This is a genomic window from Janthinobacterium sp. HH102 (assembly GCF_001758625.2).
GTDB lineage: Bacteria > Pseudomonadota > Gammaproteobacteria > Burkholderiales > Burkholderiaceae_D > Janthinobacterium.
On the sequence record NZ_CP062062.1, the window covers coordinates 582,750 to 598,987 of the forward strand.

Sequence of the window (16,238 nt, forward strand, 5' to 3'; positions counted from 1 at the left end):
AGGGATCATGGACCTGGTGTTCTACGGCTTTGCCGTGCTGCTGTTCGCCGCCTGCATTCTGATGGTGGAAGGGGCCTGGCTGTGGTGGTCGGGCACGCATGGCAGCGCGGCGCGGCGCATCAACCGGCGCCTGCGGCTGATGGCGGCGCGCGGCGAGGCGGGCGGCGAGCGCGTCTCCATCCTCAAGCAGCGCCGCTATGCGCGTTCGCCCGGCCTGGAGCGGCTGCTGCGGCGCATGCCGCAGGCGGCGCGGCTGGATCATTTGCTGCTGCAATCGGGCTTGTCCTGGTCGGTGGCGCAATTCCTGGGCGGCAGCGGCGCCTTGCTGCTGGCGGCCTTGCTGCTGTTGGCGGCCTGGTCCATGCCCTTGCCCGGCGCCTTGCTGCTGCTGTCCTGTGCCGTGAGCGCACCGTGTTTGTTCGTGCTGCGCGCGCGCGCGGCGCGGCTGAAAAAGATCGAGGCGCAACTGCCGGAAGCGGCCGATTTCCTGGCCCGCGCGCTGCGCGCCGGGCACTCGTTTTCGAACGTGCTGCAGATGGTGGGAGACGAACTCAATGAGCCGATCAGCGGCGAATTCAAGACGGCGCACGAAGAGATCAATTACGGCGTGCCGATGAACGAGGCGCTGCAAAACCTGGCTGCGCGCATCCCGCTGACGGACTTGCGCTACCTCGTCATCGCCGTGCTGGTGCAGCGCGAATCGGGCGGCAACCTGGCCGAGGTGCTGGTCAGCATCGCCCGCATCATCCGCGCCCGCTTGAAGTTGCTGGGACAGGTGCGCGTGCTGTCGGCCGAGGGGCGCATGTCGGCCTGGGTGCTGGGCCTGATGCCGGTGGTGATGATCGGCGTCATGGCCCTGGTCAACCCGCAATACATCCGCCTGCTGTGGACCGATCCCAGCGGCATCAAACTGCTGTGGTACGCGGCTGGCATGGTGGCGCTGGGCGTCGTCTGGATGCGTAACGTCATCCGTATCAGGATATAAAACCGGAGGTGGCATGAGCGGTGCACAACTGCTGTTCTTGTTGATCGTCTTTGCCGTGGTGGTGGCGCTGGCCCTGCTGGCGTGGCTGATCTTCTTTCCCGGCACCTTGCGCCAGCGTCTGTTCGGCGCCACGGCGTCGGCCGCCAGCGAGGCGGTGGCCGATACTGGCTGGGTCGAGCGGGTGGTGCGCGTGGCGCAGCCGTTCAGCAAGCTGTCGCTGCCGGAAGAGGGCTGGGAGCGCTCGCCGCTGCGCACGCGTTTCATGAACGCGGGCTGGCGCCAGGCGAGCGCGCCGGCCCTGTACTTTGCGGCGAAAAGCGTGCTGGCCCTGCTGTTTCCCACCGCGCTGGGCCTGTATGCGGCCAGCGCCATGGCGGCGCAGCTGCGCAGCGTGCTGCTGTTGCTGCTGTGCGTCAGCGCCACCATCGGCTATTACCTGCCCAACCTGGTGCTGGCCAGTACGGCCAAGCGGCGCCAGCGCGACATTTTCGAAAACATCCCCGATGCGCTCGACTTGCTGACCGTGTGCGTGGAAGCGGGCCTGAGCCTGGAGCGCGCGCTGGTAAAGGTGTCGGGCGAGATCCACATCAAAAGCGTGGTACTGGCGCAGGAATTGCAACTGGTGCTGATGGAAATGCGCGCCGGTTTTTCCAAGGAAAAGGCGCTGCGCAACCTGGCCTTGCGCAGCGGCGTGGAAGACGTCGATACCCTGGTCGCCATGCTGATCCAGTCGGAACGCTTCGGCACCAGCATGGGCGATTCGCTGCGCGTGCATTCGGAAAATCTGCGCGGCAAGCGCAGCCTGCTGGCCGAGGAGGCGGCGGCGAAGATCGCGTTAAAGCTGCTGTTCCCGCTGATTTTTTGCGTCTTTCCCACCCTGATGCTGGTGCTGATGGGGCCGGCCGTGATCGAAGTCTATCGCGTGCTCGTGCCGGCCATGGCCAGCCGCTGAAAGGAGTCTCACCATGCGCTTGACGATATCCCGCCTGGCCGCCGCCTGCGCCTGTCTGGGCCTGGCCGCCTGTACCACGCAGCTGGCCCATGCACCGGCGCCGCAGTGGCCTGACGCCGATGCCGCCTATGCGGCGGGGCGCCAGCATGTCGAGCGGGGCGACCTGCCCGCGGCGCAAGCGGCTTATGAGCAAGCCCTGCGCCATGCGCCGCGCCACGTGAACGCGCGCAACGGACTGGCCGTGCTGCACGCGCAGCGGGGCGAGCATGACGCGGCGATCGCCCATTGGCTGGCCTTGACGCAGGAGGCGGGTACACGGCAGCCGCAGCAGGCCTATCTGTTCAGCAATCTCGGCCACGCCTATTATTTAAGCGGCCGCGACGCGCAAGCCTTGCCCGTGCTGGAACAGGCGTGTCTGCTCGATCCGCTCAATGCGCTGGCCTGGCAGCACCTGGCGCAGGTACTGGAACGGCTGGGACAGCACGAGCGCGCCGCCGTCATGCGGCGCCAGGCGGCCAGCTTGCAGGAACACGATGTGCGGCGCGATCTGGCCTTGTTGCGCGGCGAGGCGCCGCCGCAGGGCGTGCCCGCGCCGGTGCCCGATGCGCCCGCCATGGCGCGCGTGGAGATCACGCAGAGCGATGGCATGGCCCGCCTGAGACGCGTGCCGGCGGCGGTGCGCAGCCTGACCGTTAGCCCATTGGTGCCGGCTGCGCCTGTGGCTGGCACGCCGCGTCCGCGCCTGGAAATTGTCAACGGCAACGGCGTGCCGGGCCTGGCCGCCGCACTGGCGCGCAGTCTGGCAGGAGCGCCCGTGCAGGTGGTGCGCCTGGCCAATGAAGCCAGCTTCCAGGTGGCGCGCACGCGCGTCGAGTACCGGCCCGCGCAGGAACAGGCGGCGCGCCAGCTGGCCCGCCAGTTGGGTACGCAGGTACAGACCCAGGTGCAGACCCAGGCCGCCGATTGCCCCGCCAGCGAGCTGCGTCTGGTACTGGGGCGCGACTTGAGCGACCCCGCCATGCTGCACCGCTATTATCTGCAGCAATTGCAGCTGGCGCGCCAGGCGCTGGCACGGCTCGGTTAACACGCATCGGCTGGCATAAAAAAACGCGGCGCCTTTTGCGGGCGCCGCGTGCTTTTGAGCGTGCCAGTGCTTATTTAGCCTGGCGGCGGCGCGTAAAGGCGAGGGCGGCCAATCCCGTCCCCAGCAGGAACAGGGTGCCTGGCTCCGGCACTTGCAAGGGATCGATGACGACGATGTCGGTGCGCGTGGACTTGGAAAAATTCAAGGTGTAGCTGCCGGCGGGCAGGGCGAAATTCGAGGTCAGGGAAAACATCGCGAAGCCATTCGTGAAGGCGCGCCCGGTGGCCGGGTCGTTGGTGCCGGCCGTCATGTTCAGGCTGAACGGGTCCAGGCTGCCGACCGTATGGTTGCCGTTGATGTCGCTGCCATTGCTGGCGTCGCCATCAGGCGCGAACTGGAAGATCACGCCGTCGGCATTCGCATGCGACAGGCAGCCGACGGGACTGGCGGCATTGCACGAGATATTGAAGATATCCATGATCGACACGTTCGACTTGTCGCCCATGGTCGTCACGCTGGTGCGCAGGTCGCGCCGGCCCATGAAGCTGAAGGTGATGAAGCCGGCGCTCGACAGGGTCAGGTTGACGGAGCCGGTCAGCGTGTCGCCGGCCGTCGACGTGGCGGCGCCCACCGTGTTGCGCTGTGCTTCCGAGACGGCGCTCACGGTGGAGCCGGCGGCCGTGAGCATATTGCCGAAGGCGTGCGCATCGCCGCGGGCGAACTCCAGGGTGGAGTTGGGGCTGGGGCCGTAGTGGTTTTGCGGCAAGCCGCTGCAGCCGCCGCCCGAACATACTTGCAGCACGTCGGCGTTGGCGGCCGGACCCGTATTGACAGCGCGCGGATTGACGGCCACGCCGCCTTCGAAAAAGGCGCTGTCGCTGGCATTGCGGTTGGCGCCAGCCAGCGACAGCGCGCCGGCGCTGGTGGTGATACGGAAATTGTTCAACTCGTTGACGGCCAGGCCGTACGCACCTGCCTGCGCCTGACCGCTGGCCAGCAGACTTGCCGCCGCCAGTGCGCCCAGCCAACCCAGGGTCTTGTTTCGTGTGTGATCGACGTTCATCGCAGCCTCTTATCGTAGTCAGTCTCGGGAAATCCGGGGGAGAAAGAATCCAGAATGTCCAGAATGACTTGTCTGAATTCATCTCGTAGACAGTGATAAGCAGCTTGTATGCCACACAAAAAAAGCACATGGAATCAAGTGCTTGCGTAAAGCAGACTGAGCCGGTGGAAGCAAAGTGTAAGAAAGGCCGACGCCGCTTTCAGGTGCCTCGGTGATAACCCAGGTGGCCGCCCGAATTGCGCGCGCAGCCGCAGCCGATGCGCGCCACTTCCTCGCCCTCCGTCAATTTCCAGTTGGTAATCGTCGTGTGCTGCCAGTCGATGTCGCTTTTCTTGACAGGCTTCACCGTCAACGTGCGGGCGGCCGCATCCGTGTACTCCATCAGCTCTTCGTCGTCGGCGATGTCGAAATGGCGGTGGATCAGGGAAATGCCGAAGCGGTCGAGCGCGCCATAGCGCTGCAGCACGTCGCGCAGTTCGCGAAAACACGCCAGGTCGTCGGGCAGCAGCGGATGGACGGCGGAAATATCGGCGACGGGCTGCCATTGCATGGCGTGGATGTTCAGGCTGTGCATGATGTTCTCCTGTGCCCCTTGTCGCTAGCCCAGGCTGCCGGAGGGGCACCGGCACGCCTGGCGAAATGCTCATCGTGGCCGCAACGCCGTTGCGGCGCTTGCGCCAGATCAAAGGTGCGGCACATCATGGCTTGCCCGGTAAAATAGGCCATGGCAAACAAAACCCCCACCTTCCCCGGCGCACGCACGGGCCGCGGCCAGGTCCTGGCCGTGCTGCTGTCGAACCGCGACCAGTCCGGCGCCGAACCGCTGCAAGGCCGCGTCTCGCTGGCCGCCATCGTCATGGCGCTGAAACGCAAATACCACTGGCCGATTGAAACGCACAGCTTCCCCGCGAACATGCAGGACGGCCGCGCCAGCTGGGCGACCGTCTACAGCTTGCCGGAAAAGGTGATCGAGGCCGCGCTGGAGGCCGGCGGCCGGGAGTGGCTGGAGAGCCGGGGAACGGTCGGGCGGCGGTGAGCGCGCGGCCTGCCTTACTCGATCGCTTTATTCGAGCCGGAAGCCGACCTTCAGCGTGACCTGGAAATGCGCCACCTTGCCATCGACGATATGGCCGCGCGATTCCGTCACTTCATACCAGTCCATATGCCTGACCGTCAGCGCCGCCTTGGCAATGGCATCGCGTATCGCCTGATCGCTGCTCTCGGTCGACGTGCCGACCAGTTCGATCAGCTTGTAAATGTGTGCGGACATGATATTTCCCCAGGTAGGCAAGCCAGACATCGGGAGCCTGCATTGCGCAGGCACGTGCTCATCTTGCGCCTAAATGTGCTGATAGTCATTGCGCGGTGCAGCAATCCATCACAGGAGTAATTCGCAGAAGGGAGAAAAGAAAAAAAGGGCTACCAGCCGAAGCGGGTAACCCTTTGATTTCCTACTGAATTCTGGTGCCGACTGCCGGTTTCGAACTGGCCACCTGATGATTACAAATCATCGCAAGTCGGTATTCAGGATTGTTGATGATCGTTGATATTTTTAATTATATCTTTAAAAATCAAATGCTTACGTGATTTCGATTTTTATTTCATGCAGATGACTGTTGATCGTTATGCTACCATTTGGGTTACATGGCGGTTACATGGCGCTTACACAGCACGTCTTCTTGAGGTAATAGTGAAAAAAATAAAGTTCGCGGCGGGTAGGGTAGAGGAGTTCGCCTGTGAGGTGGGAAAAAGTCAGTCATTCCTTTGGGATACCGCTTCACCAGGCCTCGGTTTGCGGGTAACGTCGAAGGGTGCAAAGTCCTATATTTTTCAGGGTAAGCTGGACGGCGCCACCATCCGGCTGACGATCGGTGATCCTCGTACATGGGACATTGCCAAGGCCCAGGCCGAAGCACGGCGCCTCAAGGTACTGCTCGATAACGGGCAGGATCCAAGAAAGGTACGGGAAGATGCACTCGCTGCAGAGCGAGACGCGCGCGCAATGCAAGAAGCTGCCGTTGTGGCGGAACAGGAAAAGCAGCTGCGGGAGTCCGTCACCCTAGGCCGCGTCTGGCCTGAGTACATTGCCGACCGCATTGCGACGCGAGAAGCAGGCTGGTCAGAACATCATATTGCCGCGCATCGAAAGATCATTCAGGATGGTGGCCAGCCTCGGAAACGCAGTCCGGCATTGACGAAAGCCGGTCCGCTCTGGTCCTTGTCCTCGCTCCGCCTCATCGATCTGACAAACGAGCGCGTGGAAGCCTGGGCGCGAGAGGAAGCAAAGACCCGTCCATCCAGCGCGCGCCTGGCATGGCGACTGCTCAAGGCCTTCATGAACTGGTGCGCTTCGCACAAAACGTATTCGAGCATGGTCACTAGCAATCCGACAAAGAGCGCGCGAGTGCGCGAGAGCCTGGGTAAAGAGAAGCGGCGCCATGACGTTCTTCAACGCGAGATGCTGCAGTCATGGTTCAGCGCAGTGCGCAAGATCGGAAACCCGGTCATTGCCGCCTATCTGCAAGTTCTGCTGCTCACCGGCGCCAGGCGCGAGGAGCTCGCGGCACTGAAGTGGACAGACGTAAATTTTCAGTGGGGCAGTATCAAACTGTCCGACAAGGTCGAAGACTTTCGAATGGTCCCGCTGACTCCTTTCGTTGCTCAGCTCTTGGCTAACCTGCCGCGCAGGAATACCTTTGTTTTCTCCAGTCCCGCTTCCGCGTCGGGACATATCGCAGAGCCGCGAATCGCGCATAACGAGGCCGTCGCCGTGGCGAATTTGCCGCAGCTTACCTTACATGGCCTGCGACGTTCATTTGCCACATTAAGTGAGTGGATCGAGATGCCGAACGGCATCGCCGCGCAGATTCAAGGGCACGCGCCGCAAGGGGTGCGCGAGCAAAATTACATTCGCCGGCCGCTGGACTTGCTTCGTGTCTGGCACGCGAAAATTGAAACTTGGATTCTTGAGCAGGCGGGTGTGGAGTTAGTATCTTTGCCAGCAATATTGCGCGTTGTGGGCGCTTAGCTGGAAAGTGGTTGGCGTTTGGAGCGGTATGCATGCGCATCTAAACCTTCCCCAGTGGACGCGTGAGTTGACAGCGCATCCTTTATAACTTTTTTTGAAATTGCTGTACGGACTTTTCCGAGGACAAAAGCGAACATGCAGTCGACTAGAAAAAGACGCTAATGGTTTCTCACTCTGCATACAACCACTCTCAACTTCATTCAGCGTTGTTCAATGGCCCAAGCCGCAGTGCTCCTATCTGGGCAATATCATCATCTAAGCCGTCCAAAGCTACCAGCCGTGATACCGAGCGCGACGTTCTGGTGCTCATGATGGGCATCCACATGGGTGTTCGTGTCAGCGAAATGACGCAAGTTGAGGTGGGTAACTTCATGTTTTCCTCCGGTCGACTGCGGCAAGAGGTAAGTCTTCGAGCTATTTTGGCAAAGGGCTGTCGTCGACGCTGGGCGTACCTGATAAATTGCGATCTTACGACCGCATAGACGACTATTTGGCACTGCGCATCAAGTGCCGGTGGAACATGGACGGCGATCCACTGTGGCATCGACGCCTGCACTCAGTTTCGCGGTCTATGAGGCTCTCAAAACACACGTGATTAACTGTATGGGGGGGCTGGGATCAAAGGCTGCACTAGCAATTCTGGCGGACGCATTATGCCATCCAGCTTGCTTGATCAGGGGCACCGCATCGAGACGCTTCAGCACATACTGGGGCATGCCAAATTAGTTCACGTTGACCCGTGTTTGCAGGTGTCGAAAGAAAGGCTTCGTCAGGATTTTGCCAATGTATTATGATAATGAAACATTGCATATTTTTTATTTTGAATTTGAATGTTTAGCTTTGGCGTCAAAATATTGGGTGGGGCGAAGAAAAATCCCGCACCGCCTGGCGCAACCGAGCGGCAGTCAGCCGCGAACTTTGAAAGGCCGCCATGTAGCGGATTAGATATGTCCAATATGAAGCACCTAAAAAAAGAGAATCCTAACCTGGAGACTGGCCGCCTAGTTGTCAGGCACTACGTGTTCATAGTTGCCGCGTTCAGCCTACTTACAGCGGCCTGGGCTTGGAGCCTGAAACCTATGGCAGGTGTTGCTGCGTTCTGTACGTTTAGTGGAATGTTGCTTCCTGCCTGGCAGCTTTCCTCAAAATCTCATGTTCAGTCAGGGCGGTGGGGCAGCTTGAGCCGCGAAGCTAAAGAGAATCTGCGATACGCATTTGCAGGTGTGTTGCTTACAGCCGTTGGATATGGCGTCGGCCTAGCCGCGATGTTCGCTTAACCGCCAAGGAGAATACGTGGGCGATATAGGCTTTGCCGAACTACTGCGTGAGCGTGGCATCGACTGCGAAAAACAGAGGGTTGTGATCATGCGCCACGCCTCGAGCAAGTTTCCCGACCTGTTCAAATATGTGGGCACGAAGGCACTGACGCTCTACCAGTCGGTCCAGGACTTCAAGCTCTCGCCAGGCAATATCGTGGTGGGCTTCTTTGGCCACACGCCGGCCAAAGCCGTGTTTCTTGGTGTGTGGATCGTCAAGGAAGTGCTTGACGTGTCCGACGCCTTGGCTCTTGGCCTTCTGGCCGAAAGCTTCGAGGGGACTATCGGCCTGAGTCCGCACTACCACGAACTTGAAGAGTTGCCTGGGTTTGAAGACCTACGCCTCAAAGCGGAGATTCCTTTTTTTGTGGAGGTGCGTTGGAAAAGGGACATGGGTAAGGAGAAGATCCATTATCCCGTCACGATGCGGAGCGCGTGCCTAACCCCATTCATCAACCTGGCCAACGTGTCGTTGATGATGTCAGAGTTAAGAGCCGCCGTAGCCTATATGGAATGGAAGGAGGCGCTGTGCATTCCAGGCATCTATCTAATCACCGATGAACTCTCAGGCCAACAATATGTGGGCTCAGCTTCGGGAGGAGTGGGCATACTACAACGATGGGGTGATTACATCGCGACGGGGCATGGGGGTAACAAGCTACTCGAAGCGCGTTTGGAAAAATGTCCCGATGCAGTCAATCATTTTCGCTTTACGCTTCTCGAAAGGCTGAAATCAACCGCTATGGCATCGGTCCGAGAGAAATACTGGAAGAGGGCACTGGGGAGTCGTGCCTTTGGATTGAACGCTAACTGAATGGGAGAATGAATGAATATCGATGATGCGAACAAACACGCGATAGTCTGCATAGCTTTACTTGATGCAGGAAAATTGGCCGAGGCTTTGCACTACTGTGCAGCCCAACGTGTTGACCCGCCGCAATGCTCCCTTACGGCTGAGTCTCCTAACGCTCATAAGATGCGTATTTTAGCGATGAACCATCTTGTTAATGACGCTTGGTGGCGCAAGCGCCTCACGGTTGTCGCTAGACGTGACGAAGAAATGGAGCGCATGGAAATCCAGCGGCAGGGATAGAAAAGTACCTATGATTCATATCCAATCCGCATCGCTCGTGATACCTATCGTGGTCGCGATCCACGCAATGGTCAAAAGGCGTTGAGCCACAAGCGGAATGTCGCCGAAGTGGAGGGCAAGATCCACTGCATGCTGCGAGGGCAAACTTATCCAATCAGGGTCTATTGCTTGGCCACTATTGCGTGCGATACCGGCAATGCTGGTGTGGCACCCATGTCATTAGCAAGCTGCTCAAGTCCACTAATAGGGGCGAAATCAGCGTATGGCTTGTACACCCACTAAAAAATCTTGGAAGCTGAAGGTGCATTCACGGCCTACAATGGCGGCAAGTCCGTTGATGCATGGCTGGTGACTCCTGCCTGCAAGAAGGTCAAGATCAGCTTTCGGAAGAAGCTTTCTAGCCGTGAAGACGAGTTTCCAAACAAGGATCAGTTGGGTGAGCTCACTGAAGTTGAATTCGAAGCTGCCTAAGTCCTAACTTTAATCTTAGGAAAAGCACCTTCGGGGCCTTTCCGTTGACAGCCTCAATCCGCCGACAAAGACATACCAATGAACATTGCTCAAGTAGAAGAAAAAGTAAGAACCCTAATTTGTGATATTGATCAGGCTGAATTCCTTTTCAACCTGCTTGATTGCTACGGTAAGCCGAAGGCATCCATCACTCGCTTGAAAATCGTTGGCAAGGGTAGCTACAACCTTGCCAAGAATGCAGATGAAGTGCTGTGGAAGAAGCAGGTTTATTTCAAGGCCACCGATAGCGACAAGCTCTTGTCCGTCATCGACGAGATGAAGCATGCAGACGTGGTTGCAAAGCACCAGCCACGCTTCATCATTGCGATCAATCATTCTCAGCTTCTAGCCATTGATACCAAGACAGCAGACACCTTAGATGTCTCTTTGGCCGAACTGAACAATAAATTTGACTTCTTCCTTCCGTGGGCAGGACTGGAGAAGGCTCAAGCACAAAGCGAGAATCCCGCAGATGTCAAAGCCGCCGAAAAAATGGCTAAGCTGTTTGACCTTCTCAGAGATAACAACGCCGCTAAAACCACTCAGGAAATCCACGCCCAAAACGTTTTCCTGTCCAGGATCTTGTTCTGCTACTTCGCAGAAGATACAGGGATCTTTGAGCCCCAAAAGCTGTTCACAAATCACATAGCTTCTCACACGGCTGTTGATGGTAATGACCTTGACGACTATCTAAGCAAGATTTTTGATGTAATGAACCAGGAACACCGCAAAGGTCTTCCTGACTACATCACAGATTTCCCCTATGTGAATGGTGGCTTGTTTGCTGAAAAGCTGCCTGTGCCGAAATTCAATCGGAAGTCACGTGCCATGCTCATCGAGTGTGGTGCTGATCTGAACTGGTCCGAAATTAATCCCGACATTTTCGGTTCAATGATTCAGGCCGTGGTTGACCCCGGCCAGCGGGGCAACATGGGCATGCACTACACGTCGGTGCCCAACATCATGAAGGTCATTGAACCGCTCTTCCTCAACGAATTGAAGGAAGATTTTGAAAAGCAAACAGACAGCAAATCAAAGCTGGAACAGTTGCTTCTCAGGCTTGAACACCTGAAGATATTTGATCCTGCTTGCGGATCAGGAAACTTCCTGATCATTGCCTACAAAGAGCTTCGTCAGCTTGAAATGGCGATTTTCAAGCGGCTTCAAGAGCTTTCCAAAGACGGCCTGATTCCGCTTTCAAGAATCAAGCTTTCCCAGTTCTATGGCATTGAGCTTGATGACTTCGCCCATGAGGTAGCCATTCTATCTCTGTGGCTTGCCGAACATCAGATGAACCAAAAGTTCAAGGCATCTTTTGGCAACTGCGCCCCGGCACTTCCTTTGAAGAGTAGCGGCAATGTGATTGCAAACAATGCAGTTCAAGTAGATTGGGATGATTTCATATCTGCAACGGCAGAAAATGAAATCTACTTACTTGGCAATCCGCCTTATCTTGGCGCACGCAATCAGGAACCCGATCAAAAGTCCGATCTCGCACTAGTTTTTGAAGACGATGAGGAATTTAAGGATTCGGACTATGTTTGCTGCTGGTTCATTAAAGCAGCAAAGTTCATATCTGGAAAATCTGCGAAATATGCATTTGTAGCGACAAACTCGATATGCCAAGGCGAACAAGTGGCCTATTTATGGCCCAGAGTTTTTTCACATAACCTTGAAATTGACTTCGCCTACACATCATTTAAGTGGACGAATTTCGCCAAAAATAACGCTGGTGTAACTTGCGTTATTGTAGGTGTGCGAAATAGGGAAGAGAAGGCAAAACTTCTTTTCGGCCAAGACAGCTACAAGGCCGTCAAGAACATAAATCCTTACCTCATTGAAGGAAAAGATGTCTACGTAAGAAGAACCTCCCATGTATTGTCAGATTTTCCTTCAATGGTCATCGGGTGCATGGCCCGCGATGGTGGAAACCTTATTCTCAAGCCCGAAGAACGCAATTCCATAGTCAAAGATTATCCGAAGTCAAAACCTCTTTTCAGAAAACTTTACGGTACGCAGGAATTTATTGACGGTAATCCGCGTCAATGTCTCTGGATTGAAGATGAACAACTAGATCTCGCACGGTCAATCCCTCCGATCAAAGCAAGGATTGATGCTTGCTACGATTTTAGAATGCGGTCAAAAGCAAAAACGACAAATGGCTACGCTAAGATTGCTCATAAGTTCGCTCAGCGGGTTGCAGGTAAAGGTGGAAGCATCATAGTCCCCAAGACTTCGTCAGAACGAAGGGAATATGTTCCTGTCGGCTATATGGATAAAGATTCGGTTATTACTGACGCAGCTTTTGTCGTCTTTAAGCATGACCCTATTCTCTTCGGCATCATTTCTTCAAAGCTACACGGTTTATGGGTGAGAACTGTGGGCGGTCAGTTAGAAACTCGGCTCAGATATTCTGCTGAAATTTGCTACAACACATTTCCGTTTCCGGACGTTAGCGATAAAAAAAAGAAAATCGTTGGCGAGAAATCAATGGCGATCGTTGCCATCCGAGAAGGCTACCCAGAGTTAAGCATTGAAGACTTGTATGACCCAGGCTCCATGCCCGCTGACTTACTACAGGCGCATCAAGAATTAGATACGGTTGTGGAGCAATGCTACCAATTGAAGCCATTCTACAGCGACACAGAGCGCATGGAAACTCTGTTCAAGCTTTACGAAAAAATGACTGGAACCCAGAATGCCTAATATTGTTGAAGTAACATATGCCCAGACTGGAAAGAGCACCAGCATCAATAAATATGGCATGCGTGAGATGCAGGAACGTGCCTTTGAGGCTCGAAATGCTCAATACCTGCTACTGAAAGCACCGCCAGCTTCAGGTAAGTCACGTGCGCTCATGTTTATTGCCCTAGACAAGCTCATCAACCAAGGTCTATCCAAGGCCATCATTGCCGTTCCTGAAAAGTCCATTGGCGGTTCCTTCGACAGCGTAGAACTGAGCAAGTTTGGCTTCTTCGCTGACTGGACCGTTGAGCCGAAGAACAACCTTTGCACGCCTGGTGGTGACAAGAGCAAGGTTCAAGCGTTCGTCAACTTCTTGAAGAACGATGCCAAGATCCTGATCTGCACACATGCCACTTTGCGGTTTGCTTTTGAGGCTGTTGAAGAGTCTGAATTTGACAATGTGCTTCTTGCCATTGACGAATTCCACCATGTCTCTGCGGATGGTGAAAACCGTCTTGGCGAACTGCTCAGGACCGTGATGGCCAAGTCTGATGTCCACATAGCAGCCATGACCGGCTCCTACTTCCGCGGCGACAGTGTGCCGGTGCTCCTTCCTGAAGACGAAGCCCAGTTCACCAAGGTCAGCTACAACTACTATGAGCAGCTAAACGGCTACACCTTCCTCAAGTCCCTTGGTATAGGCTACCACTTCTATCAAGGCAAATACCTCAGTGCAATTGACGAGGTGTTAGATACCGATCAGAAAACCATTCTGCACATACCAAGCGTGCAGTCAGGCGAGTCCACCAAAGAAAAGTATGACGAGGTGGATCGCATACTTGACATCATTGGCACTGTCAGCCACCGTGACCCCGAAACTGGTGTTATCCATGTGGTTCGGCACGGCGATGGAAAAGAACTGAAGGTGGCCGATCTGGTCCATGACGAACCCAATGCACGCGAACGCACTGTTGAATACCTTCGCCACATTGACAAGCCAGAGGACATGGATCTCATCATTGCCCTTGGCATGGCGAAGGAAGGCTTTGACTGGAAATTCTGTGAGCACGCTTTGACCGTTGGCTATCGTGGATCGCTAACTGAAGTCATTCAAATCATTGGCCGCTGCACCCGTGATAGTGACAACAAGAGCCATGCTCAGTTCACCAATCTGATCGCCCAGCCTGATGCGGAAGACGATTTGGTGAAGCTGTCCGTCAACAACATGCTGAAGGCCATTACCTGCTCCCTGCTGATGGAACAGGTGCTTGCCCCCAACTTCAAGTTCAAAACGAAGCAGAACGACGACGACAAGAGCACCGACATCGAGATCAAAGTTCGTGGCCTAAAAGAACCCTCTTCCAAGCGAGTCAAGGATATCATTGAGTCCGACTTGAACGACCTGAAGGCTGCAATCCTTTCTGACGACAAGATCGTGAAGGCACTACCTGGCAACGTTGATCCAGAGGTAATTAACAAGGTGATGATTCCGAAAATCATCAAAATTAAATATCCTGAACTAAGCGATGAAGAAGTCGAAGAAGTCCGTCAGCATGTCGTGGTTGATTCCGTCATCAAGAATGGTGAGATCAAGCAGGAAGGTGATAAACGCTTTGTTCGCATGGCTGACAAATTCATCAATATCGATGACTTGCACATTGACCTGATTGACCGGGTGAACCCCTTTCAGAAAGCGTTTGAGATTCTGTCCAAGTCGCTCACCACTAAAGTCTTCAAGGTCATTCAAGACACTATTGAAGCTACTCGTGTGCAGATGAGTGATGAGGAAGCCATTCTGCTTTGGCCCAAGATAAAAGCATTCTTCACGGCACAAGGCAGAGAGCCTAACGTCAACTCCTTGGACCCTCTTGAACGTCGCATGGCTGATGCCCTGATCTACCTCAAGGCCCAACGCAGACAGCAAAGGATATAGGCTGTGGAGAAGGATTCACTTCTAAAAATTCTGCAAGACGATGACTTGGGCTTACTCAACATTAAGCCCAAGCGTGCTGCTTTCACTGTGGATGAACGACTACTTCAATCGTTCGAGCAGATCAATGATTTCATCCGTCAGCATGGTGAGGAACCCGAGTCCAACCCGGCCGACATTCTTGAGTTCCAGCTTTTCAACAGACTTAAAGGTCTGCGATCGAGCAAGGAAAAATGTGAAGCCTTGCAGGATGTCGATGAGTTCCACTTGCTCAACTATGTGGAGCCAGCCAAACCCATCACCTCAGTGGCCGACATCTTCAATGACGATTCCTTTGGTCTACTGGACGACGAAGCCGCCAGCATTTTTGACCTCAAGCACGTCCCGAAGTCTCCTATGGACATGCCTGAGAAGATCGCCCAGCGCAAACGCTGCAAGGACTTTGAGCAGTTTGAGCACCTGTTCAAGCAGTGTCATGTGGAACTGACCGCTGGCATTCGTGAGGCACGCCAATTCACTGGGGAGCAGCAGATCCAGCCTGGCCACTTCTTCGTGCTGCATGGGGTCATGGTCTATGTTTCTGAAGTCGGTGAGAAGGAAGTGAAGAATGGCAAGGTCAATGCACGACTTCGCTGCATTTTTGAGAACGGCACAGAGTCCAACATGCTGCTTCGTTCTCTGGCTACCGAACTATACAAGGATGCGACTGGCCGTCGCATCTTGGATCACCATGAGAAGGCATTAGAGGCACTGGAACAGATTCAGGCAGGTGACGAGAAGTCGGGCTATCTCTACGTGCTTCAGTCACTTAGCCAGGACCCAGAAATCGCAGACTCGAAGAACCTCTACAAGATTGGTTACTCCACTGTTCCAGTGCAAGAGCGGATCAAGAATGCCGCTGAAGAGCCAACCTACCTGATGGCCAAGGTGAAGGTAATTGCAGTATTTGAGTGCTACAACCTTAATCCGCAGAAGTTTGAACTGCTGCTTCATACCTTCTTTGGCCGAGCATGCCTCAACGTGGATATCTTTGACCAGCAGGGTCAGCGGTTCTCACCCCGCGAATGGTTCATTGCCCCACTGCACATCATTGAAGCAGCAGCCAACATGTTGATCAATGGGGACATAGTGAACTACCGATACGACCCTGACGTCCAGAGCATAAAAGAAAGGCAATAAGGCCTTTATGGCAATCCTTATTCCAAGCTTGGAGGCAGCCAAAATTGCCAAACAAAAACCAACCGAAGGTGAAGTCTTTCTGTTGGAGTTCTTGGAGACTACCACTACCCTTGACGACGATGTTGAAGTCTATTTTCAGCCCTGCTTCAATGGGGATCGTCCAGACATAGTGCTGATGTCACCCAATCTTGGAGTCATCATCATAGAAGTCAAAGATTGGAATCTCAGCCTCTATGGCATTGATACCAACAATAAGTGGTCAGTTCGGGCTATCTACCAACGGGTGAAATCTCCGTTCCAGCAAGTCTATGCTTACAAGAAGAATTTCTTTGAGATTCACGTTAATGGACTTTTAGAAAAGAGCCTGAAGAGTCCTACCTTCTTCAAGGCAATCTGAATCGCCACGACAATTG

General features: G+C 55.1%; 16 protein-coding genes. 13 read left to right on the forward strand and 3 right to left on the reverse strand.

What is annotated here, in order from left to right; genetic code table 11:
* The first annotated feature begins 7 nt into the window (after positions 1-7).
* From JAB4_RS02625 to JAB4_RS02635, 3 genes are read left to right on the forward strand one after another with little or no spacing between them, the layout of a single operon-like run.
* A complete protein-coding gene (locus JAB4_RS02625) occupies positions 8-985 on the forward strand; it encodes a type II secretion system F family protein (protein ID WP_070219073.1) in 978 nt (325 codons plus the stop codon).
* A 13-nt stretch (positions 986-998) separates the two neighbouring features.
* On the forward strand, positions 999-1,937 hold the full coding sequence (locus tag JAB4_RS02630; RefSeq protein WP_070219074.1) for a type II secretion system F family protein: 939 nt from the start codon (positions 999-1,001) through the stop codon (positions 1,935-1,937).
* A gap of 13 nt (positions 1,938-1,950) precedes the next feature.
* Positions 1,951-3,021 carry a LytR C-terminal domain-containing protein gene (locus JAB4_RS02635; RefSeq protein WP_070219075.1) on the forward strand — a complete coding sequence of 357 codons (1,071 nt, stop codon included), beginning with the start codon at positions 1,951-1,953 and terminating at the stop codon, positions 3,019-3,021.
* A 70-nt stretch (positions 3,022-3,091) separates the two neighbouring features.
* On the opposite strand, the gene JAB4_RS02640 is transcribed toward JAB4_RS02635, so the two are convergent.
* Together JAB4_RS02640 and JAB4_RS02645 are read right to left on the reverse strand one after the other, a co-directional pair.
* Entirely contained in the window at positions 3,092-4,084 is a 993-nt protein-coding gene (locus tag JAB4_RS02640) for an EDSAP-1 family PEP-CTERM protein (protein ID WP_070219076.1), read from the reverse strand.
* 199 nt (positions 4,085-4,283) lie between these two features.
* Positions 4,284-4,658 carry a hypothetical protein gene (locus JAB4_RS02645; RefSeq protein WP_070219077.1) on the reverse strand — a complete coding sequence of 125 codons (375 nt, stop codon included), beginning with the start codon at positions 4,656-4,658 and terminating at the stop codon, positions 4,284-4,286.
* 150 nt (positions 4,659-4,808) lie between these two features.
* On the opposite strand from JAB4_RS02645, the gene JAB4_RS02650 reads away from it, so the two are divergent.
* Entirely contained in the window at positions 4,809-5,120 is a 312-nt protein-coding gene (locus JAB4_RS02650) for a hypothetical protein (RefSeq protein ID WP_070219078.1), read from the forward strand.
* A 27-nt stretch (positions 5,121-5,147) separates the two neighbouring features.
* On the opposite strand, the gene JAB4_RS02655 is transcribed toward JAB4_RS02650, so the two are convergent.
* Positions 5,148-5,354 carry a dodecin gene (locus JAB4_RS02655; RefSeq protein ID WP_070219079.1) on the reverse strand — a complete coding sequence of 69 codons (207 nt, stop codon included), beginning with the start codon at positions 5,352-5,354 and terminating at the stop codon, positions 5,148-5,150.
* Positions 5,355-5,774: 420 nt separating this feature from the next.
* On the opposite strand from JAB4_RS02655, the gene JAB4_RS02660 reads away from it, so the two are divergent.
* From JAB4_RS02660 to JAB4_RS02700, 9 genes are all read left to right on the forward strand, one after another.
* Entirely contained in the window at positions 5,775-7,112 is a 1,338-nt protein-coding gene (locus tag JAB4_RS02660; RefSeq protein ID WP_070219123.1) for an integrase family protein, read from the forward strand.
* A 947-nt stretch (positions 7,113-8,059) separates the two neighbouring features.
* A complete protein-coding gene (locus tag JAB4_RS02665) occupies positions 8,060-8,389 on the forward strand; it encodes a hypothetical protein (protein ID WP_070219080.1) in 330 nt (109 codons plus the stop codon).
* A 16-nt stretch (positions 8,390-8,405) separates the two neighbouring features.
* Positions 8,406-9,242 carry a GIY-YIG nuclease family protein gene (locus JAB4_RS02670; protein ID WP_070219081.1) on the forward strand — a complete coding sequence of 279 codons (837 nt, stop codon included), beginning with the start codon at positions 8,406-8,408 and terminating at the stop codon, positions 9,240-9,242.
* Positions 9,243-9,254: 12 nt separating this feature from the next.
* A complete protein-coding gene (locus JAB4_RS02675; RefSeq protein WP_070308458.1) occupies positions 9,255-9,521 on the forward strand; it encodes a hypothetical protein in 267 nt (88 codons plus the stop codon).
* Between the two features lie 288 nt (positions 9,522-9,809).
* The gene (locus JAB4_RS02680; RefSeq protein WP_070219082.1) at positions 9,810-9,992 is read left to right on the forward strand and encodes a hypothetical protein; all 183 of its coding nucleotides are present in this window, start codon (positions 9,810-9,812) and stop codon (positions 9,990-9,992) included.
* 78 nt (positions 9,993-10,070) lie between these two features.
* Positions 10,071-12,737 carry a DNA methyltransferase gene (locus tag JAB4_RS02685; protein ID WP_070219083.1) on the forward strand — a complete coding sequence of 889 codons (2,667 nt, stop codon included), beginning with the start codon at positions 10,071-10,073 and terminating at the stop codon, positions 12,735-12,737.
* Positions 12,730-14,649, forward strand: coding sequence for a DEAD/DEAH box helicase (locus JAB4_RS02690; protein ID WP_070219084.1), 1,920 nt, complete (start codon positions 12,730-12,732; stop codon positions 14,647-14,649). The genes JAB4_RS02685 and JAB4_RS02690 overlap by 8 nt, the downstream gene beginning before the upstream one ends.
* Before the next feature lie 3 nt (positions 14,650-14,652).
* Entirely contained in the window at positions 14,653-15,825 is a 1,173-nt protein-coding gene (locus tag JAB4_RS02695) for a GIY-YIG nuclease family protein (protein WP_070219085.1), read from the forward strand.
* A gap of 7 nt (positions 15,826-15,832) precedes the next feature.
* Positions 15,833-16,222 (forward strand): nuclease-related domain-containing protein, encoded by a 390-nt coding sequence (locus JAB4_RS02700; RefSeq protein ID WP_070308459.1) that lies wholly within the window; start codon positions 15,833-15,835, stop codon positions 16,220-16,222.
* Positions 16,223-16,238 lie beyond the last annotated feature (16 nt).

Excerpts from the sequence above, each read along its gene's own strand:
- JAB4_RS02700 (WP_070308459.1), top strand. The coding sequence starts at position 15,833 with ATGGCAATCCTTATTCCAAGCTTGGAGGCAGCCAAAATTGCCAAACAA.
- JAB4_RS02650 (WP_070219078.1), top strand. The coding sequence starts at position 4,809 with ATGGCAAACAAAACCCCCACCTTCCCCGGCGCACGCACGGGCCGCGGC.
- JAB4_RS02640 (WP_070219076.1), bottom strand. The coding sequence starts at position 4,084 with ATGAACGTCGATCACACACGAAACAAGACCCTGGGTTGGCTGGGCGCA.
- JAB4_RS02630 (WP_070219074.1), top strand. The coding sequence starts at position 999 with ATGAGCGGTGCACAACTGCTGTTCTTGTTGATCGTCTTTGCCGTGGTG.
- JAB4_RS02655 (WP_070219079.1), bottom strand. The coding sequence starts at position 5,354 with ATGTCCGCACACATTTACAAGCTGATCGAACTGGTCGGCACGTCGACC.
- JAB4_RS02685 (WP_070219083.1), top strand. The coding sequence starts at position 10,071 with ATGAACATTGCTCAAGTAGAAGAAAAAGTAAGAACCCTAATTTGTGAT.
- JAB4_RS02645 (WP_070219077.1), bottom strand. The coding sequence starts at position 4,658 with ATGCACAGCCTGAACATCCACGCCATGCAATGGCAGCCCGTCGCCGAT.
- JAB4_RS02665 (WP_070219080.1), top strand. The coding sequence starts at position 8,060 with ATGTCCAATATGAAGCACCTAAAAAAAGAGAATCCTAACCTGGAGACT.
- JAB4_RS02635 (WP_070219075.1), top strand. The coding sequence starts at position 1,951 with ATGCGCTTGACGATATCCCGCCTGGCCGCCGCCTGCGCCTGTCTGGGC.
- JAB4_RS02690 (WP_070219084.1), top strand. The coding sequence starts at position 12,730 with ATGCCTAATATTGTTGAAGTAACATATGCCCAGACTGGAAAGAGCACC.
- JAB4_RS02625 (WP_070219073.1), top strand. The coding sequence starts at position 8 with ATGGACCTGGTGTTCTACGGCTTTGCCGTGCTGCTGTTCGCCGCCTGC.
- JAB4_RS02675 (WP_070308458.1), top strand. The coding sequence starts at position 9,255 with ATGAATATCGATGATGCGAACAAACACGCGATAGTCTGCATAGCTTTA.